The organism is Halomonas sp. CKK8 (assembly GCF_029625235.1).
Taxonomy (GTDB): Bacteria; Pseudomonadota; Gammaproteobacteria; order Pseudomonadales; family Halomonadaceae; genus Halomonas; species Halomonas ventosae.
In genome coordinates this window covers 3,052,375-3,070,002 of the sequence record NZ_CP121193.1, presented here as the reverse complement: position 1 = coordinate 3,070,002, position 17,628 = coordinate 3,052,375, and the positions used below count along the sequence as shown (strand labels likewise).

General features: G+C 68.9%; 20 protein-coding genes. 12 read left to right on the top strand and 8 right to left on the bottom strand.

Translation table 11 applies throughout. The features are described 5' to 3' along the window. Window positions 1-36: 36 nt before the first annotated feature. Window positions 37-339, top strand: coding sequence for a DUF6482 family protein (locus P8934_RS14500; RefSeq protein WP_278031680.1), 303 nt, complete (start codon window positions 37-39; stop codon window positions 337-339). A gap of 2 nt (window positions 340-341) precedes the next feature. Here P8934_RS14500 and P8934_RS14495 read toward each other — a convergent pair whose 3' ends face one another. Beyond that, window positions 342-749: a DUF393 domain-containing protein gene (locus P8934_RS14495; protein WP_278031679.1), complete on the bottom strand. Its 408-nt coding sequence runs from the start codon at window positions 747-749 to the stop codon at window positions 342-344. Continuing rightward, window positions 746-2,353: a cryptochrome/photolyase family protein gene (locus P8934_RS14490; protein ID WP_278031678.1), complete on the bottom strand. Its 1,608-nt coding sequence runs from the start codon at window positions 2,351-2,353 to the stop codon at window positions 746-748. The genes P8934_RS14495 and P8934_RS14490 overlap by 4 nt, the downstream gene beginning before the upstream one ends. Before the next feature lie 113 nt (window positions 2,354-2,466). Between P8934_RS14490 and hemH the strand changes: the two genes are divergently transcribed. Next, window positions 2,467-3,555 (top strand): ferrochelatase, encoded by a 1,089-nt coding sequence (hemH, locus tag P8934_RS14485; protein ID WP_278031677.1) that lies wholly within the window; start codon window positions 2,467-2,469, stop codon window positions 3,553-3,555. Window positions 3,556-3,611: 56 nt separating this feature from the next. Here hemH and P8934_RS14480 read toward each other — a convergent pair whose 3' ends face one another. Genes P8934_RS14480 through P8934_RS14455 form a run of 6 tightly spaced genes read right to left on the bottom strand, consistent with a single transcriptional unit; the run spans window position 3,612 to window position 9,453 of the window. Beyond that, window positions 3,612-4,004, bottom strand: a complete 393-nt coding sequence (locus tag P8934_RS14480; RefSeq protein ID WP_278031676.1) for a Na+/H+ antiporter subunit G — start codon at window positions 4,002-4,004, stop codon at window positions 3,612-3,614. Between the two features lie 8 nt (window positions 4,005-4,012). Beyond that, window positions 4,013-4,282, bottom strand: a complete 270-nt coding sequence (locus P8934_RS14475) for a K+/H+ antiporter subunit F (protein WP_250059830.1) — start codon at window positions 4,280-4,282, stop codon at window positions 4,013-4,015. Then, window positions 4,276-4,773 (bottom strand): Na+/H+ antiporter subunit E, encoded by a 498-nt coding sequence (locus P8934_RS14470; RefSeq protein WP_278031675.1) that lies wholly within the window; start codon window positions 4,771-4,773, stop codon window positions 4,276-4,278. The genes P8934_RS14475 and P8934_RS14470 overlap by 7 nt, the downstream gene beginning before the upstream one ends. Then, on the bottom strand, window positions 4,770-6,278 hold the full coding sequence (locus tag P8934_RS14465) for a monovalent cation/H+ antiporter subunit D (RefSeq protein WP_278031674.1): 1,509 nt from the start codon (window positions 6,276-6,278) through the stop codon (window positions 4,770-4,772). Before P8934_RS14465 ends, P8934_RS14470 begins: the two co-directional genes overlap by 4 nt. Next, window positions 6,275-6,619: a Na+/H+ antiporter subunit C gene (locus P8934_RS14460; RefSeq protein ID WP_106230575.1), complete on the bottom strand. Its 345-nt coding sequence runs from the start codon at window positions 6,617-6,619 to the stop codon at window positions 6,275-6,277. The genes P8934_RS14465 and P8934_RS14460 overlap by 4 nt, the downstream gene beginning before the upstream one ends. Then, window positions 6,619-9,453 (bottom strand): monovalent cation/H+ antiporter subunit A, encoded by a 2,835-nt coding sequence (locus P8934_RS14455; protein ID WP_278031673.1) that lies wholly within the window; start codon window positions 9,451-9,453, stop codon window positions 6,619-6,621. Before P8934_RS14455 ends, P8934_RS14460 begins: the two co-directional genes overlap by 1 nt. A gap of 262 nt (window positions 9,454-9,715) precedes the next feature. Between P8934_RS14455 and P8934_RS14450 the strand changes: the two genes are divergently transcribed. The 10 genes from P8934_RS14450 (at window position 9,716) to P8934_RS14405 (ending at window position 17,570) form a co-directional block, all read left to right on the top strand. Further along, window positions 9,716-12,049, top strand: coding sequence for a putative monovalent cation/H+ antiporter subunit A (locus P8934_RS14450; protein ID WP_278031672.1), 2,334 nt, complete (start codon window positions 9,716-9,718; stop codon window positions 12,047-12,049). Beyond that, on the top strand, window positions 12,042-12,476 hold the full coding sequence (locus P8934_RS14445; protein WP_106230572.1) for a Na+/H+ antiporter subunit B: 435 nt from the start codon (window positions 12,042-12,044) through the stop codon (window positions 12,474-12,476). Before P8934_RS14450 ends, P8934_RS14445 begins: the two co-directional genes overlap by 8 nt. A 9-nt stretch (window positions 12,477-12,485) precedes the next feature. Then, a complete protein-coding gene (locus P8934_RS14440) occupies window positions 12,486-12,833 on the top strand; it encodes a Na+/H+ antiporter subunit C (protein WP_106230571.1) in 348 nt (115 codons plus the stop codon). Further along, window positions 12,830-14,365: a Na+/H+ antiporter subunit D gene (locus tag P8934_RS14435; protein WP_278031671.1), complete on the top strand. Its 1,536-nt coding sequence runs from the start codon at window positions 12,830-12,832 to the stop codon at window positions 14,363-14,365. The genes P8934_RS14440 and P8934_RS14435 overlap by 4 nt, the downstream gene beginning before the upstream one ends. Continuing rightward, window positions 14,362-14,835, top strand: coding sequence for a Na+/H+ antiporter subunit E (locus P8934_RS14430; protein ID WP_106230569.1), 474 nt, complete (start codon window positions 14,362-14,364; stop codon window positions 14,833-14,835). The genes P8934_RS14435 and P8934_RS14430 overlap by 4 nt, the downstream gene beginning before the upstream one ends. 18 nt (window positions 14,836-14,853) lie before the next feature. Beyond that, a complete protein-coding gene (locus P8934_RS14425; RefSeq protein WP_133636419.1) occupies window positions 14,854-15,123 on the top strand; it encodes a monovalent cation/H+ antiporter complex subunit F in 270 nt (89 codons plus the stop codon). Further along, entirely contained in the window at window positions 15,116-15,520 is a 405-nt protein-coding gene (gene mnhG, locus P8934_RS14420) for a monovalent cation/H(+) antiporter subunit G (protein ID WP_278031670.1), read from the top strand. Before P8934_RS14425 ends, mnhG begins: the two co-directional genes overlap by 8 nt. Window positions 15,521-15,673: 153 nt before the next feature. Continuing rightward, a complete protein-coding gene (locus P8934_RS14415; protein ID WP_278031669.1) occupies window positions 15,674-15,826 on the top strand; it encodes a DUF2256 domain-containing protein in 153 nt (50 codons plus the stop codon). Further along, the gene (locus tag P8934_RS14410; RefSeq protein ID WP_278031668.1) at window positions 15,823-17,118 is read left to right on the top strand and encodes a DASH family cryptochrome; all 1,296 of its coding nucleotides are present in this window, start codon (window positions 15,823-15,825) and stop codon (window positions 17,116-17,118) included. Before P8934_RS14415 ends, P8934_RS14410 begins: the two co-directional genes overlap by 4 nt. Next, window positions 17,118-17,570, top strand: coding sequence for a DUF3429 domain-containing protein (locus tag P8934_RS14405; RefSeq protein ID WP_278031667.1), 453 nt, complete (start codon window positions 17,118-17,120; stop codon window positions 17,568-17,570). The genes P8934_RS14410 and P8934_RS14405 overlap by 1 nt, the downstream gene beginning before the upstream one ends. Window positions 17,571-17,628 lie beyond the last annotated feature (58 nt).

Below are 17,628 nucleotides of genomic sequence, written 5' to 3'. Positions count from 1 at the left end.
CGACATCATCGACCCGGACATCAGGAGGAAGGACCCATGGAATTCCAGGAGCTGAAAGCCTTCGTGGCTCGCCACGACAACTTCGAGATCCGCGTGATCGGCCATGCCGGTAGCCGGTTCTACCAGGTCGAGCTGGAGGACGTGGAGGGGCAGCGCCACATGCTGACCCGCGCCGCAAAGCCGATCCTCTTCCGCTCGCTGGATGACGTCTACCTGGAGCTCAAGCGCGCCGGCATTCATCGTGCCTACCTGGTCCAGCAGGTGCCCCACGACGAGATGATCGGGCGCGAGGCCCACTACCAGGACCCGCTGACCTCGCGCATGCCGCTGGTCTTCTGACCCTATCCCTCGTCCCTGTCCTGCCGTCGCTGCTGCAGCCAGCGCCCCAGGCGCACCCGGCGGCGGGCGAACCACCCATACCCCGCATCCATCAGCCCTGCCAGCCCCGGCAGGGTGCTGAGCCATACCAGCCGCCGGTAGCCCAGCACCGCGTAGAGCGCCCGGCTGGCATCCATGCCGATGTACCAGCGGTTGCCGGCGTCGCGGACGTGCAGTCGGCCCATCATCGCCTCGAGGCTGGTGCCGAGTGCCGCCGCGTCGAAGTCCGGTGACTGGATATCCACCAGCCTGACCCGCGCCCGGTGCGGATGGCGCGCCAGCCAGGCCACCTCGCGCTGGCAGAGCGGGCAGTGACCGTCGTGATAGAGGGTCGCCGGGGCGCGGGCCTCGAGGGTCTCGCGTGGTGTCATGGTGTCGTCTCCCGTGGGGTCTCGTAGCCCGCCCGATGAGTGCGATGAGAGCTCTGGCCATGGGTGGGTGAATAGGCGGGCACGCTGTCGAGCCGTGCCAGGAAGGCCGCGGCCTGCTCGCGCAGGGCCGCGCGCTTGTCATCGCTCATGCGCCGGAGACTGCCGTAGATCAGCTTCATGCGCGGGTTGCCGCTCAGGGTATCGGCATGGCGCTCCAGGAAGGCCCAGTAGAGGCTGTTGAAGGGGCAGGCGTCCGGGCCCGTGGCCCGCTTCGGATCATAGCGGCAGAGCCGGCAGTGGTCCGACATGCGATCGATGTACTTCCCCGAGGCGCAGTAGGGCTTGGAGCCCATCAGGCCCCCGTCGGCATGCAGCACCATCCCCAGGGTGTTGGGCAGCTCCACCCATTCGCAGGCATCGGCGTAGACCGCCAGGTACCAGTCGCAGAGCGCCTCGGGCGCCACATCGCAGAGCAGCGCGAAGTTGCCGGTGACCATCAGCCGCTGGATATGGTGGGCATAGGCATGGTCTCGGGTCATCTCGATGGCGCGCGCAAGGCAGCGCAGGTCGGTGTCGCCGCTCCAGAAGGCGGCCGGCAGGCCACGGCTCGCCCCCAGGGCGTTGCGACGCTTGTAGTCGGGCATCCGCGTCCAGTAGAGGCCGCGCACATACTCCCGCCAGCCCAGTACCTGGCGGATGAAGCCCTCCACGGAATTGAGCGGCGCGCGTCCCTCGCGGTACTCCCGTTCCACTGCCTCGCACACCTCCCGTGGCGAGAGCAGGCCCAGGTTGAGGGCCGCGGAGAACCGGGAATGGAAGAGAAAGGGCTCGGCGTCGCGGATGGCGTCCTGGTAGCGGCCGAAGTCGGGGAGCAGATGCTCGAGAAAATGGCGCAGGTCACCCAGGGCCTGGCGGCGGGTGACCGGCCAATGAAAGCTCTCCAGGTTGCCGAAATGCTCGGGGAAATGCTCCGCCACCAGCGCCAGCACGTCATCCGTAACGGCGTCATGGTGGTGGCGCGGCGGCTCGGGAACCTCCAGCGATGCGGGCAGCGGCTGGCGATTGTCATGGTCGAAGTTCCATTGGCCGCCTGCCGGCTTGCCGTCCTCCATCAGCAGGCCGGTGCGCTGGCGCATCATCCGGTAGAAGTGCTCCATCCGCGGCGCCTTGCGCTTCCGGGCCCAGGCAGCGAAATCCTCCGGCGTCGTGAAGAAGCGGTCATCTTCGATCAGGCGCCAGGGCAGGGCAGCGTCCTCGCGCTCGCGCATCGCCTGCCACAGCCGCCACTCGCCGGGGCGCACCACGCGGACCTCGTCGCAGCCGTAGAGGACGGCCAGGCGCTCCGCCTCGCCGACCATTGTCTGGGCATTGTCCGGGTCGTCCAGGGCGCTGTAGTGGAGGCGATGGCCTCTGTCGCGAAGCTCGGCGGCGAAGTGGCGCATGGCGGAGAGGATCAGGGCGATCTTCTGGGGATGGTGGGGCACATAGGTGCCCTCGGCAGCCACCTCGCACAGCGCGATCACCGTGTCGTCCGGCAGGTCGCGCAGGCTGGCCATGGCATGGCTCAGCTGGTCGCCGAGCAGCAGCACGAGCGGTCGGGGCATGATCCTTCTCTCAAGCTGTACAAATCCTGTTCATAGTACAACTTCATCCCACCCCGGGCGAGCGGGCTGATAGACTAGTTGTCACCGTCTCATCGATCCCAAGGAGCACCCGCATGACCCCCCCGAATCCGGACAAGGCCTCCCACGACCTGGATGCACCGGGCAGCGGCCGGCTGGCCCATGCCCCGGCCGACCACCCGCCGGTGGCCAGGCCGAAGGTCGGCGTGGTGCTCGCCAACCTGGGTACGCCGGATGCTACCGACTACTGGTCGATGCGCCGCTACCTGAGCGAGTTCCTCTCCGACAAGCGGGTGGTCGACTACCCGGACTGGAAGTGGCAGCCGCTGCTGCAGCTGATCATCCTCTCGCGTCGCCCCTTCAAGTCAGGTGAGGCCTATCGCGGCATCTGGAACACCGAGAAGGACGAGAGCCCGCTGCTGACCATCACCCGGGAACAGACCCGCAAGGTCGCGGCAGGGCTCCACGCGCAGTACGGCGATGACGTGGTGGTGGACTTCTGCATGCGCTACGGAAATCCCTCCACCGACAGCGTGCTGAAGCGCATGCAGGCCGCGGGCTGCGAGCGGATCCTCTTCTTCCCGCTCTATCCGCAGTACGCCTCGCCGACCACGGCCACCGCCAACGACCAGGCCTTCCGCACCCTGATGACGCTCAAGTGGCAGCCGGCGATTCGCACCGTGCCCGCCTACTTCGAGTATCCCGCCTACCTGGACGCCCTGGCGAGTTCGGTGCGTGAGGCGTACGAGGCCGCCGATCCTCCCCCCGAGGTGCTGGTGGCCTCCTACCATGGGGTGCCCAAGCGCTACCTGCTGGAGGGTGATCCCTACCACTGCCAGTGCCAGAAGACCACGCGTCTGCTGCGCGAGCGGCTGGGCTGGTCAGAGGACGCCATCCAGACCGCCTTCCAGTCCAAGTTCGGTCCCGAGGAGTGGGTGGGGCCGGCGACCGTGGAGCACGTCGCCGAGCTGGCCCGTCAGGGGAAGAAGCATATCGCGGTGGTCTCGCCGGCCTTCTCGTCGGACTGCGTGGAGACCCTCGAGGAGATCGAGGAGGAGATTCGTGACGCCTTCATCGAAGCCGGTGGCGAGACCTTTACCTACATTCCCTGCCTGAATGAGCGCGACGACCATATCGCCGCGCTGCTCTCGATCATCGACAACGAGCTGGGTGGCTGGGTGTAGTCGCCGTCGCCCCTTCCACCATGCCTCGGGCCCGTCACTGGCGGGCCCGAGTCGCGTCAGCCGTGGCCGCGGTCGGGGTGGGGCACCGGCTTCTCGCCGATCTCCTCGGGGCGCAGCTCGGGCGGGTTGCCGCGGGTCTTGTCCTCGTGTCGCAGCTGAAGGTGCAGGCCGGTCTTGGCCAGCAGGTGGGCGCTGACCGGGGCGGTGATGAACAGGAACAGCGTGATCAGCATCTCCTGGATGTCGGGCTTGCCGTCGATCACCCAGAAATAGAGCATCGAGGCGACCAGCATGCAGCCGATCCCCAGGGTAGTGGCCTTGGTGGGCCCATGCAGGCGCATGTAGAAGTCGCGCAGGTGGGCCATGCCCAGCGAGCCGATGAAGGCGAAGGCGCCCCCGGCGACCAGCAGGAAGGCAATCACGCCCTCGAGGAACACGTACAGCGTCATGGGGCCTCCTATTCGATGATGTCGCCACGCAGCAAGTACTTGCAGACTGCCACGGTGCTGATGAAGCCGAGCATGGCGATCAGCAGCGCCGACTCGAAGTAGGTCTTGGTGTTCAGCCACAGCCCCATCAGCACGATCAGCGCGATGGAATTCACGTACATGGTGTCCAGCGCCAGGATCCGGTCCGGCATGTCCGGTCCCACCGTCAGGCGATAGACGTTGAGCAGCAGGGCCGCCACCACCAGGGCCATGCTGGTCCACAGGGCAATGTCTAGCATTCGTAGATCTCCTTCAGCGGCCGCTCGTAGCGTTCGCGGATATGCGCGATCAGCGCGTCCTCGTCCTCCACGTCCAGGGCATGGATCAGCAGCGTCCGTCCGTCCAGGCGCAGGTTGGCCGATACCGTGCCCGGGGTCAGGCTGATGGTGTTGGCCAGCAGGGTGATGGTGAAGCGGTCCTCCAGCATCAGCGGGTATTCCACGAAGTGGGGGCGCATCCGGCGCCAGGGATTGATGATCAGCCAGGCCACCTCGATGTTGGCGATGAGGATGTCGCCGAGCACGCGCAGCACGAAGCGCAGCAGCTTCCAGGGCCGGGCCACATGCGGCTGGGCATCCCAGAAGCGGTGGGTGGCCAGCGGGATCACCACCGCCAGGGCGGCGCCCAGCAGGAGCTGGCCGAAGGCGGTGCTGCGCACCAGCAGCAGCCAGACCACCAGCAGCAGGATCGACAGCAGGGGCGTCGGCAGCCAGGGACGGGGCTTGATCATGGCGTGCCTCCGGCATCGTTCATCAGGGCGTTGACCAGCACCTGGGGATTGGCCAGCTGGTCGGCGGTGGCCCGGGTGTAGTCGCTCACCGGGCCGGCCAGGGCCACCAGCAGCGGCGAGGCACCCAGCAGCCAGGCGACTCCGAACCACTGGCGCCGGGGCAGGGGCAGGCCCATCGGCTCCCCCTGGCTGCGCCAGAACAGCGTGGACCCGGCCCGGGACAGGGCGACCAGCGCGCACAGGCCGGTCCCCAGCAGGAGCGGCCACAGCCAGGCGCGCTCTCCCCCCTCGGCCGAGGCCATCATCAGGGCCTTGCCAATGGCCCCCGACAGCGGGGGCACGCCGGCCACCGCCACGGCACCGACGAAGAACAGCCCGGCCAGCCAGCCGCCCTGATGCAGGGGGCGACCCCTGACCAGGCGGGTACCGGCCTTGCCCCGCTGCAGGCCGATCAGCTCGGCCAGCAGGAAGAGCCCGCCGGTGATCAGGGTGGTGTGGATCAGGTAGTAGAGCAGGGCGGAGACGGCGGCCGGCGAGCCCATGCCGATGCCGGCCAGCAGGGTGCCCACCGAGACCAGCACCAGGTAGGCCACCAGCAGGCGCAGGTCCCGGGCCGCGAGCACGCCGACCCCGGCCGCCGCCAGGGTGCCCAGCGACAGCCACCACACCCAGGCCTGCTCGAGGTCTGCCAGAGGCCCGGCATGGTCACCGAAGACCAGGGAGTAGACCCGCAGAATGGCGTAGATGCCGACCTTGGTCATGATGGCGAACAGCGCCGCCACCGGCGCCGGGGCGGCGGCGTAGGCCCGCGGGAGCCAGAAGTAGAGCGGCAGGATCGCCGCCTTGAGGCCGAACACCACCAGCAGCATCAGGCCACCGGCGGTGACCAGCCCGGCCCGCTCGGCAGGCAGCTCACCCAGGCGCACCGCCATGTCGGCCATGTTGAGGGTGCCGGTGGCGCCGTAGAGCACGCCCACGGCGATCAGGAACAGCGAGGAACCGGCCAGGTTGAGCACCACGTAGTGCACCCCGGCCTGGATGCGCGCCTTGCCGCCGCCGTGCAGCAGCAGCGCGTAGGAGGCGAGCAGCAGCACCTCGAAGAACACGAAGAGGTTGAACAGGTCGCCGGTGAGGAAGGCCCCGTTGATGCCCATCAGCTGCCACTGGAAGAGGCCGTGGAAGTTGCTGCCGCGCTCGTCGTCGCCGGCACAGGCGAACACCACCGCCCCCAGGGCGAGCACCGCGGTGAGCAGCACCATCAGCGCCGAGAGGCGGTCGAGCACCAGCACGATGCCGAAGGGCGGCTGCCAGTCGCCCAACGCATAGTAGGTGACCTCGCCGCCGGCGGCACGCGCCACCAGGGCGATGCCGACCACCACCAGCAGGGCCGTGGCCACGACCCCGACCAGGCGCTTGGCCCGGGTGGCCCCCTGGCGGCGATAGAGCAGCAGGATGCCGGCGACCAGCGGCAGCACCACGGGCAGGACGATCAGGTGCTGCATCACGGGCGGCCCTCCCCGTCTTCATGCTTGCGGCCGTCGACATGGTCGTTGCCCGCCTCGCTGCGCGCGCGCATGGCCAGGATCACCACGAAGGCGGTCATGGCGAAGCCGATCACGATGGCGGTGAGCACCAGCGCCTGGGGCAACGGGTCGGCATAGTCCGCCGGCCCGTCGAGGATGGCGGCGCCATCGGTGGTCAGCCCGCCCATGGAGAACAGGAAGAGGTTGACCGCATAGGAGAGCAGGGTGAGGCCGACCACCACCGGGAAGGTGCGGCCGCGCAGGACCAGATAGAGCCCGCAGGCGGTCAGCACGCCGGTGGTGATGGCGTAGAGGCTTTCCATCAACGTTTCTCCTTGCCGGGTCGCGAGGGGGGAGCGGTGTCGAAGCTGCTGGTGGCTTCCTTGGCCGGGCGGTGGGGCGTGGTGACCTTGCCCAGGTTGGCGAGGATCATCAGCGTGGCGCCCACCACGGCGAGGTAGACGCCGAGGTCGAAGAGCATGGCAGTGGCCAGCTCGAAGTCGCCGACCAGCGGCAGGTGGAAGTGACCGAAGGCCGAGGTCAGGAAGGGGTGGCCGAACAGCCAGCTGCCGAGCCCCGTGAGGGTGGCGACGGCCACCCCGGCGATCGCCACCGGCTGGTAGGGGAAGTCGAGGCGCTGCTGGGCCCACTCCACGCCGCGGGCCATGTAGAGCAGGATCAGCGCCACCGCGGTGACCAGGCCGGCGATGAAGCCGCCGCCGGGCTGGTTGTGGCCGCGCAGGAAGATGAAGGCGGACACCAGCAGGGCCAGCGGCAGCAGCGCCATGGAGATGGACGTGAGGATCGCCGGATAGCGGTCTGGCGACCAGAGGCGGCCCTCGCCGTCGCTGTGCGGCATGAACAGCCGCAGTCGGTTGAGCAGCTTGAAGATCGCCAGGCCCGCCAGCGCCAGCACGGTGATCTCGCCCAGGGTATCGAAGCCCCGGAAGTCCACCAGGATGACGTTGACCACGTTGTGGCCACCGCCGCCGGGCACGCTGTTCTCCAGGAAGAAGCCGGAGATGGGTGCATTGTCGCGGGTCAGCACCGCATAGTTGAGGCTGGCGACCACCATGCCCAGGGCGCCGGCCAGCACCACGTCACGCAGGCTGCGCCGATGCGAGGACTCCCGGGGGGTCTTCTGGGGCAGGAAGAACAGCGCCAGCATCAGCAGGATCATGGTCACCACTTCCACCGACAGCTGGGTTAGCGCCAGGTCCGGCGCGGAGAAGCGCGCGAAGGTGAGGGCGACCACCAGGCCCACCACCGAGAGCATCAGCAGCGAGATCAGGCGGTAGCGGTGGGTGGCGGCGGTGCCGATGCCGCCGAAGATCAGCAGGCCGGCCCCCAGCAGCAGGATGCCGTCGAGGGGCTGGTTGCCTTGGCTGCCGGTGAGCAGCGGCATGCCGGCCAGGCCCAGGCCGCCCATCAACAGGGCGGCGAGCAGCAGCCAGGTCATGTAGCGCTGTAGCGAGCCGCCATCGAAGCGGGCCAGGCCCACCTCGGCGCCGCGCCCCAGCCGCTGCACGGCGGCCTCGAACACCAGGCGGGCATCCACCGGGCGAAATCCCCTGAGAAAGCGGCGCAGGTCGGGATGGCGCCAGTAGGTCGCCACCCCGGCGACCAGCGCCACCAGGCTCATCAGCAGCGGCAGGTTGACGCCGTGCCAGATCGCCAGATGGAAGTCGAACGCCTCGCCCAGCACCGGCGCCACGGCCAGGCCCAGCAGCCCCTCGGCCAGTACCGGGGCCAGGCCCACCAGCACGCACAGCACCACCAGCAGCACTACCGGGGCGCGCATCAGCCAGGGCGGCTCGTGGGGCGACTTCGGCGGCGCCTCGCGGGCCGGCCTGAAGAAGACCGCATGCACCAGGCGCAGCGAGTAGGCCACCGAGAGGATGCCGCCCAGGGTGGCGAGTACCGGCATCAGCCAGCTCAGCCCGCCCAGTACCGGGCTCGCCAGGGTCTCGGTGAAGAACATCTCCTTGGAGAGGAAGCCGTTGAGCAGCGGTACGCCGGCCATGGCCGCGCCCGCCACGCTGGTCAGCACCGCGGTGACCGGCATGGCCCGGCGCAGGCCCCCCAGGCGGCCCAGCTCCCGGGTGCCGGTCTCGTGGTCGATGATGCCCGCGCTCATGAACAGTGCCGCCTTGAAGGTGGCGTGGTTGAGGATGTGGAAGATCGCCGCGAGCACGGCCATGGGCGTGCCGATGCCCAGCAGCACGGTGATCAGCCCCAGGTGGCTGACCGTGGAGAAGGCCAGGATGCCCTTGAGGTCGGTCTTGAGCAGGGCGAACCAGGCGCCGTAGAGCAGCGTCGCCATGCCGACCAGCGAGACGATGACCGACCACAGCTCGCTGCTGGCGATGGCCGGGTGCAGGCGCGCCATCAGGAAGATGCCGGCCTTGACCATGGTCGCCGAGTGCAGGTAGGCGGAGACCGGGGTCGGCGCGGCCATGGCATGGGGCAGCCAGAACTGGAAGGGGAACTGCGCCGACTTGGTGAAGGCGCCGAGCAGCACCAGTACCAGCATCAGGGGATAGCGCGGGTCGGCGAGGATGGCCTCGCCGCTGTCGAGCACCACGTTCATGTCGTAGCTGCCGACCATGTCCCCCAGCAGCAGCAGGCCGGCGAGCAGCGCCAGGCCGCCGGCACCGGTCACGGTCAGCGCCATGCGCGCCCCCTTGCGGGCGTCGCTGCGGTGCGACCAGAAGCCGATCAGCAGGAAGGAGGAGATGCTGGTGAGTTCCCAGAAGAGCCACAGCAGCAGCAGGTTGTCGGCCATCACGATGCCGACCATGGAGGCCATGAACAGGATCAGGTAGGCGTAGAAGCGCCCGAAGGGCTCCTCCGGCGTCAGGTAGTAATGCGCGTAGAGCAGGATCAGCAGGCCGATCCCGATGATCAACAGGTTGAACAGCAGCGACAGGCCGTCCAGCCGGAACGCCAGGTCGAGGCCCAGGGTGGGCACCCAGTCCACGGCGAAGCGCAGTGCCTCGCCGTTCGCCAGGGCCGGCAGCTGGCCGAACATCAGTACCAGCGCCAGGGCGGGCAGCAGCGCGGTGGCCAGGGAGCAGAAACGTCGCCCGCGTCGCTCGGTGAACGCGGGCACCAGCACCCCCAGCAGGGGGAGCAGGGCTATCCACAGCAATGTCATCGATCGGTCATCCTGCGCGGGTCCGTAAACGGGGAGGGCACAGCGCGGCCGCAGGACAGGATGATGCAAGCGACAGGCGGTCGCATCCCCTCCCTGGGTCGGGTCGCCCCCCCATGGCTTGGCTCCTTCCCACTCTAACGCAAAGGGAACTCGCTCGCCGCCTCCTTGCCTTTCAACACCTTGTCTCTATAGAGTTGATCGTTCGAACCGGTGGCGCGGCGGGGGGTGCCGCGAACGCCGTCACGACAGGGGAGGGCGCCTGATGCAACTGGCCGTGCTGGGAGGCTTTGTGGTGGCGGGGATGGCCCCGCTGCTGCATCACTGGTTCGGGGCCCGGACGCCGCTGGTGATGGCCCTGCTGCCCGCCTCCCTGGCGGCCTGGCTGTTCGGCCAGTGGCCAGCGGTCGCGGCCGGCGAGGTCCTGCTGCTGGAGTGGGCCTGGGTGCCGGGGCTCGACATCACCCTGACCTTCCTGATCGACGGTCTCGCCTGGCTGTTCGCCATGCTGATCACGGTGATCGGTGCCCTGGTGCTGGTCTACTCCGGGGAGTACCTGCGCGGCCATCGCGACCTGCCGCGCTTCCTGGTGGTGATCACCGCCTTCATGATGTCGATGCTCGGCCTGGTGCTGGCCGACAACCTGGTCACGCTCTTCGTGTTCTGGGAGCTGACCAGCATCACCTCCTACCTGCTGATCGGCTTCAATCACACCGACCTCGCCGCCCGCAAGGCGGCGCTCCAGGGGCTTTTCGTCACCGTGGGCGGCGGCCTGGCGCTGCTCGCCGGCTTCGCCATGCTCGCGGTGGCCGGCGACAGCTGGTCGCTGGCCGAACTCACCGGCCGCGGCGAACTGCTGCGCGAGCATGCGCTCTACACGCCGTTGCTGGTCTGCGTGCTGCTTGGCGCCTTCACCAAGTCGGCGCAGTTCCCCTTCCACTTCTGGCTGCCCAACGCCATGGCGGCGCCGACGCCGGTCTCGGCCTACCTGCACTCGGCGACCATGGTCAAGGCGGGGGTCTACCTGCTCGCCCGCCTGCATCCCGCCCTGGGCGGCACCGACGGCTGGGTGATCACCCTCTCGCTGGTGGGCGCGCTGACCATGGCCACCGGCGCCTTCCTGGCGATCCAGCACACCAACGTCAAGAAGCTGCTGGCCTACTCCACGGTGATGGCCCTGGGTACCCTGACCATGCTGCTCGGCATCGGCACCGAGGGGGCGCTGGTCGCCTTCGTGGCCTTCCTGCTGGCCCACTCGCTCTACAAGGGGGCGCTGTTCATGGTGGCCGGCATCCTCGACCACGAGGCGGGCACCAAGGACGTCACCGCCATGGGCGGGCTGCGGCGCGTCATGCCGCGCACTGCCGCCGTGGCCGGGGTCGCCGCCCTGTCGCTGGCCGGGCTGCCGCCGCTGCTGGGCTTCGTGGGCAAGGAGCTGATGTTCGCGTCGGTGCTCGAGGCCAGCGCCTGGCGCCCCCTGATCCTGCTGCTCGCCTTCACGGCAGCCTTCCTGACCCTGGCCGTGGCGGCCATCGTCGCCCTGCGCCCCTTCTTCGGTGCCCCGCGTGAGACCCCCCGGGCGCCCCATGAGGCGCCGCATGGCATGCTCGCGGGACCCGCCCTCCTGGCCCTGCTGTCGCTGACCTTCGGCCTGGCGCCGGGCCTGCTCGACCCCCTGGTGGGTGCCACCGTGGCCGGCATCGGGGCCGTGGAGGGCCACAAGGTGCACCTGGCGCTGTGGCACGGCGTCAACCTGCCGCTGCTGCTGTCGCTGGCGAGCCTGCTGCTGGGCCTGCTGGCCTACCGTCACTGGGACCGCCTGCGGGCCTGGCTGGCCCGCCTCGAGCCGCTCATGGCCCGCGGCCCGGAGGCCGGCTACGAGGCGATGATGGCCGGCCTGGTGACCGTCGCCGAGTGGCAGACCCGCATGCTGCAGAACGGGCAACTCCGCAACTACCTGGTGGTGACCCTGCTGGTGCTGGTGGGCCTGGTCGGCCATGCGCTCCTCTTCCGCCACACCCTCGAGTTCGACTTCGCCCTGTCGCTCTACTTCCACGAGGCCGTGGTCGCCGGCCTCATGATCGCCGGCGCCGTGGCGGCCTGCGTGATGCGCTCGCGGCTGGCAGCGGTGGCCGCGCTGGGCGTCATGGGCTTCTCCATCGCCCTGACCTTCGTGCTGTTCAGTGCCCCGGACCTGGCGATCACCCAGCTGCTGGTGGAGACCCTGACGGTGATCCTGCTGGTGCTGGTGCTGTTCCGCCTGCCGCGCTTCGCCACCCTCTCCACGCCTACCGAGCGGCTGCGCGACCTCGCCGTGGCGAGCCTCACCGGCGGCCTGATCACCCTGATGATGCTCGCGGTGCTGTCCGGCGAGCGGCTGCCGCGGATCTCGGACTACATGGTCGCCAACAGCCAGCCGCTGGGCCATGGCCACAACATCGTCAATGTCATCCTGGTCGACTTCCGGGCGCTGGATACCCTGGGCGAGATGTTCGTGCTGGCGCTGGCGGCCATCGGCGTCTATGCCATGCTGCGCTTCCATGCCGAGGCGTACGATGCCCGGCACCAGGCGCCGTCGCGGGAGAGAGACGATGGTTAGATCGGGCACCCTGATCCTCAACGCCGCGGCGCGGCTGCTGCTGCCGCTGCAGCTGCTCTTCTCGCTGTTCCTGCTGCTGCGCGGGCACGACGAGCCGGGGGGCGGCTTCATCGCCGGCCTGGTGGCAGCGGGGGCCTTCGCGCTCTACCTCTTTGCCCGCGGGCGCCGCGCCCTGAGCGAGATGCTCAAGGTGTCGCCCCGCGACCTGGTCGGCATGGGGCTGCTGCTCGGGGTGGCCGCGACGCTGCCCGCCTGGTGGGTCGGCGAGCCCTTCTTCACCGCCCAGTGGTGGACCATCCCGGTCATCGACTTCAAGGCCTCGACGCCGCTGATCTTCGATATCGGCGTCTATCTGGTGGTGGTGGGCTCGGTGCTCACGGCGATCACCGCCCTGGTGAAGACCGATCAGGAAGATGACGAACGCTGAGGAGGCTCCATGGAACCCTTGATGGCCATCACCATCGGCGTCCTGTTCGCCGCCGCCATCTACATGATGCTGCGCCGCTCCATCGTCAAGCTGGTGATCGGGCTGATGCTGCTCTCCAATGCCGCCAACCTGCTGATCTTCGCCACGGCGGGCATGGTGCGCGGGGCGCCGCCGCTGGTCCCGCAGGGCCTGACGGCGCCCGAGGGCGCGGTGGCCGACCCGCTGCCCCAGGCGCTGGTGCTCACCGCCATCGTCATCGCCTTCGGGGTGCTGTCGTTCGCCGTGGTCCTGGTGCGACGCGCCTGGGAGATCGTGCGTGCCGATGACCTGGACAAGATGAAGGATACCGACACGTGAACCCCCAGATCGCGCTGCCCATCCTCATCCCGCTGCTGGCAGGGGCCGTGTCGCTGGTCTTCTGGCGCTCGCGAAGCATGCAGCGCTTCGTTGCCGTGGCCGGTACCGCCGCCCTGCTGCTGACCAGCCTTTGGCTGCTGACCACGGTTAACCGCGACGGCATCCTGGTGATGCACATGGGCGGCTGGCCGGCGCCCTTCGGCATCAGCCTGGTGGCCGACCTGCTGGGGGCGATCATGGTGGTGCTCACCGGCATCATCGGCTTCGCCGTGGCGCTCTTCTCGCTGGCCACGGTAGGGCGCGGCCACGAGGCCTACGGCTACTTCCCGCTGATGCACCTGCTGCTGGCCGGGGTCGCCGGGGCCTTCCTCACCGGCGACATCTTCAACCTCTACGTCTGGTTCGAGGTGATGCTGGTGGCCTCCTTCGCGCTGCTGATCCTGGGCAGCGAGAAGCCGCAGATGGAGGGGGCGATCAAGTACGTCACCCTCAACCTGGTCTCCTCGGTGACCTTCCTGGTCGCGGTGGGGCTGCTCTACGGCATGGTGGGCACGCTCAACATGGCCGACATCGCCCGTCGCCTGGCGACCCTGGAGGACGACGGCATGGTCGATGTGCTGGCGATGATGTTCATGGTCGCCTTCGGCATCAAGGCGGCGGCCTTCCCGCTGTTCTTCTGGCTGCCGGCCTCCTACCACACCCCGCCGGTGGCCGTCTCGGCGCTGTTCGCCGGCCTGCTGACCAAGGTCGGGGTCTACGCGCTGTTCCGGGTGTTCACGCTGATCTTCCACCAGAGCCCGGGCTATACCCACGAGATCCTGCTGTGGGGGGCGGGATTCACCATGCTCTCCGGGGTGCTGGGGGCGGCGGCGCAGTTCGAGTTCCGGCGTATCCTGTCGTTCCACATCGTCAGCCAGATCGGCTACATGATCCTGGGACTGGCGTTGTTCACGCCCCTGGCGATCATCGGCGGGGTCTTCTACATCATGCATCACATCATCGTGAAGACGAACCTCTTCCTGGTCAGCGGCATCGTCCACCGGCTGCGGGGCACCTACCAGCTGAAGTCGCTGGGCGGCTTCTATCGCAGCCACCCCTGGCTGGCCGTGCTGTTCCTGATCCCGGCGCTGTCGCTGGCCGGGATGCCGCCCCTGTCCGGGTTCTTCGCCAAGTTCATCGTGATTCGTGCCGGCATCGAGGCACAGGCCTACGGGGTGACCTTCATCGCCCTGCTGGTGGGGCTGCTCACCCTCTACTCGATGATCAAGATCTGGGCCGAGGTGTTCTGGAAGTCGGCGCCGCCGGAGGGCGACGTCGACCCCTATCCGGCGGTCGCGTCGCGCGAGATGTGGCTGATGGCCGCGCCGGTGGTCGGCCTGGCACTGTGCACCCTGTTCATCGGCCTCAATGCCGAGCCCATCTACGCCCTGGCCGAGGCCTCGGCCGGCCAGCTGCTGGCGCCCGAGCGCTACATCGAGGCGGTTCTTGGATCAGGAGCAGAGCCGGGTGAGGCTGGGGAGGTGATGCCATGATCGGGGCCGCCTGGAACCTGCTGTTGGGCTTCGCCTGGGTGGTGCTCACCGGCGATTTCAGCGGCCTCAACCTGCTCGCCGGCCTGACCTTCGGCTACCTGGTGCTGGCGCTGATCCAGCCCCAGGTGCCGGCACTGGCCGGGCATGCGCAGCGGCTGCCGCGGCTGGTCCGCTTCGTCGGCTTCTTCCTCAAGGAGCTGGTGATGGCCAACCTCAAGGTCTCCTACGACATCGTCACCCCCCCCTGGTACATGAAGCCGGGGGTGATCGCCATGCCCCTCAAGGCCCGCTCCGAGTTCGAGATCGCCTTCGTCGCCAACCTGATCTCGCTGACGCCGGGCACCCTGAGCCTGGATGTCTCCGACGATCGCCGCGTGCTCTACATCCACGCCATGTTCCTGGACGACGAGCCGGAACTCAGGCGCAGCCTGGCGGAACTGGAGCGCCGGGCGCTGGAGCTTTTCCATTAGTGAAAGGAGGTGCCCCCCGTGTCGACCGTGATCCTGGTGAGCCTGGCGGTGATGGCCCTGGCGCTGTGCCTGGCCTTCGTGCGCCTGTTCCGCGGCCCCAGCCTGCCGGACAGGGTCGTGGCCCTGGAGCTCTTCTCGTCGATCCTCGTCGGGATCATCGGGGTGATCGCCATCGCCACCGACGTGCCGAGCCTGCTCGACGTGGCCATCGTCATGGCGCTGATGGCCTTCATGGCCACCATCGGCTTCGCCCGCTTCCTGGAGCGCGGGGGGCCCCGCGATGACTGAGCTGATCAAGGGCGGGTTGATCCTGGCCGGGTCGATCTTCATGTTCCTGGCGGCGCTGGGGGTGGCGCGTCTGCCCGATTTGCTGACTCGCATGCACGCCACCACCAAGGCGGCGACCCTGGGGGCCACCCTGATCATGCTGGCGGTGGCCATCCATTTCGCCCAGGTGGCGGTGGTGGCGCGGGCCCTGGGCGTGATCCTCTTCATCCTGATGACCGCTCCCGTGGCCGCCCACGTGATCGGTCGTGCCGGCTACTTCGTCGGCGCCCGGCTCTGGGGGGGCACCGTCAAGGATGAGCTCAAGCCGAACTACGACCCCCTGACCCACGAGCTGAAGAGCGGGATGGAGACCGAGGACAACGCACGTCGCGAACCCGGGGGGGCGGACGGCTCCTGAGTCGAGTCTGTCAGAGCCTGTCATGCGGGGCCGCCTTCGGGCGGCCCCTCTCGTTGGAGCTCCCGGGTTGGCGCTGTTGGGGTGGCACCAGGCGGTATTATTTGTACAAATACTGTACTATTATTTTACGCTGTCCATGTTCGAGGTTGCCCCATGCACCGCAAGCCGCATCTTCCGCACAAGGTCTGCGCGCAGTGCGCGCGTCCCTTCGCCTGGCGACGCAAGTGGGCGCGCTGCTGGGAGGAGGTTCACCACTGCAGCGAACGCTGTCGCCGGGAGTCAAGGCACCAGGAGAGAGCGTCATGAGCCGGATGCTGGTATGGCTGCGCAACGACCTGCGCCTGGCCGACAACCCCCTGTTCCACTTCTCGATGCCGCCCGAATCGCTGCTGTGCGTCTACGTGCTGGACGAGGCCTGGCTGCCCCCCTTGCCCGGCCTGGGGGCGTCGCGTATCGGACCGGCGCGCCTGCAGTTCCTCTGGCAGAGTCTGATCGCGCTGCGCGGCGAGCTGCTCAAGCGCGGCAGTGACCTGCTGGTGCGTATCGGCGATCCCGTCGATACGGTAGCGGAGCTGGTCGTCGAGCATCACATCGATGAGGTTCGGGTGCGCGCCGATGCCGGCTGGGAGGAGAAGCAGGCCTCCGTGCAACTGGCCGAGCGCCTGGGTGGTGCCGTGACCCTTTCCCGCCAGGATACCGGCACGCTGCTCGATGCAGCCTCTCTGCCCATGGCGGTGGACGACCTGCCCGCCAGCTTCTCGGCGTTTCGGCGCAGGGTGGAGCGGGCCTGGTCGGTACCCGGCGCCGTCCCGGCGCCGGTGACCCTGCCCGACTGGCCAGCGGGTGCCCCGCGCGGCTTCCCGCCGCTGGACAAGGTCTGTGGCCGGGCGGCCGCCTGGGCCCCGGACCGGCGTGGGGGCTTTGCCTTTGCCGGCGGCGAGACGGCGGGGTGGTCGCGGCTCGATCACTACCTGTGGGAGAGCGGTGCCGTGGCGCGCTACAAGCAGACCCGCAACGGCCTGGCCGGTGCCGACTTCTCCACCCGGCTCTCGCCCTGGCTGTCCCAGGGTTGCCTCTCGGCGCGCCAGGTGCATGATGCGGTGAATGCCTGGGAGACCCGACACGGCGCCAACGACTCGAGCTACTGGCTGGTCTTCGAGCTGCTGTGGCGCGACTACTTCCACTGGGCGGCGCGGCAGGAGGGCGCAGCACTGTTCGGCGGGCGTGAGCTTGCGGAGCCCGGCGAGGGCTTTCGTGCCTGGCGTGACGGGCGTACCGGCGTGCCCTTCGTCGATGCCGCCATGCGCGAGCTGGCCACCACCGGCTGGCTCTCGAACCGGGCGCGCCAGAACACGGCGAGCTACCTGGTGCATGATCTCGGCGGGGACTGGCGCCTGGGCGCGGCCTGGTTCGAGCACTGCCTGGTCGACCACGACGTGGCCAGCAACTGGGGCAACTGGCGCTACCTGGCCGGGGTGGGACGCGACACCCGGCCGCGCGCCCTGGACGTCCACGACCAGGCCGGACGCTACGACCCCGACGGCCGCTATGCGGCGCTCTGGGCGCCTGCCGTCGCTGCCCATGGGGAGGAACCGTGATGCGCGTCGTGATTCCCCCCCTTGCGCTGTGGCTCGGCCTGGCCGGCCTGCTGCCCTTCCTGGCGAGCGTGGCGGCGGCATGGTTGGCCCCGCTCGCCTGGCAGGCCGTTGCCGTGCGGGCCTTCCTGGGCTATGGCGCGGTGATCCTCTCCTTCCTTGGCGGGGTGCAGTGGGGCGTGGCGATGTGCCGGGAACGCCCCGGCGAAGCCCCCTTCCGTCGGCGCATGCTGCTCGCCATGGTGCCGAGTCTGGTCGCCTGGCCCGCGCTGCTGCTCCACCCGCTCACCGGCGCCTGGGTACTGGCCATCGGCTTCGTGCTGGTGCGCCTCCATGAGCTCTCCCGGGAGGGCGGGGCACGGCTGCCAGGCTGGTACCACGCCCTGCGCAGGCCCCTGACCCTGGTGGTGCTGGCCTGTCATGCGCTGCTGATCTGGCGGCTCTGGGGGAGCTGAACGGGCTGGCCTGGAGGCCGGTTCTGGGCGATGATCGTGCGGATCATGGAAACGTCCT

What these genes read in the sequence shown, in the direction of transcription:
- P8934_RS14500 (WP_278031680.1), top strand. Translation starts at nt 37, where the DNA reads ATGGAATTCCAGGAGCTGAAAGCCTTCGTGGCTCGCCACGACAACTTC.
- P8934_RS14495 (WP_278031679.1), bottom strand. Translation starts at nt 749, where the DNA reads ATGACACCACGCGAGACCCTCGAGGCCCGCGCCCCGGCGACCCTCTAT.
- P8934_RS14490 (WP_278031678.1), bottom strand. Translation starts at nt 2,353, where the DNA reads ATGCCCCGACCGCTCGTGCTGCTGCTCGGCGACCAGCTGAGCCATGCC.
- hemH (WP_278031677.1), top strand. Translation starts at nt 2,467, where the DNA reads ATGACCCCCCCGAATCCGGACAAGGCCTCCCACGACCTGGATGCACCG.
- P8934_RS14480 (WP_278031676.1), bottom strand. Translation starts at nt 4,004, where the DNA reads ATGACGCTGTACGTGTTCCTCGAGGGCGTGATTGCCTTCCTGCTGGTC.
- P8934_RS14475 (WP_250059830.1), bottom strand. Translation starts at nt 4,282, where the DNA reads ATGCTAGACATTGCCCTGTGGACCAGCATGGCCCTGGTGGTGGCGGCC.
- P8934_RS14470 (WP_278031675.1), bottom strand. Translation starts at nt 4,773, where the DNA reads ATGATCAAGCCCCGTCCCTGGCTGCCGACGCCCCTGCTGTCGATCCTG.
- P8934_RS14460 (WP_106230575.1), bottom strand. Translation starts at nt 6,619, where the DNA reads ATGGAAAGCCTCTACGCCATCACCACCGGCGTGCTGACCGCCTGCGGG.
- P8934_RS14455 (WP_278031673.1), bottom strand. Translation starts at nt 9,453, where the DNA reads ATGACATTGCTGTGGATAGCCCTGCTCCCCCTGCTGGGGGTGCTGGTG.
- P8934_RS14450 (WP_278031672.1), top strand. Translation starts at nt 9,716, where the DNA reads ATGCAACTGGCCGTGCTGGGAGGCTTTGTGGTGGCGGGGATGGCCCCG.
- P8934_RS14445 (WP_106230572.1), top strand. Translation starts at nt 12,042, where the DNA reads ATGGTTAGATCGGGCACCCTGATCCTCAACGCCGCGGCGCGGCTGCTG.
- P8934_RS14440 (WP_106230571.1), top strand. Translation starts at nt 12,486, where the DNA reads ATGGAACCCTTGATGGCCATCACCATCGGCGTCCTGTTCGCCGCCGCC.
- P8934_RS14430 (WP_106230569.1), top strand. Translation starts at nt 14,362, where the DNA reads ATGATCGGGGCCGCCTGGAACCTGCTGTTGGGCTTCGCCTGGGTGGTG.
- mnhG (WP_278031670.1), top strand. Translation starts at nt 15,116, where the DNA reads ATGACTGAGCTGATCAAGGGCGGGTTGATCCTGGCCGGGTCGATCTTC.
- P8934_RS14415 (WP_278031669.1), top strand. Translation starts at nt 15,674, where the DNA reads ATGCACCGCAAGCCGCATCTTCCGCACAAGGTCTGCGCGCAGTGCGCG.
- P8934_RS14410 (WP_278031668.1), top strand. Translation starts at nt 15,823, where the DNA reads ATGAGCCGGATGCTGGTATGGCTGCGCAACGACCTGCGCCTGGCCGAC.
- P8934_RS14405 (WP_278031667.1), top strand. Translation starts at nt 17,118, where the DNA reads ATGCGCGTCGTGATTCCCCCCCTTGCGCTGTGGCTCGGCCTGGCCGGC.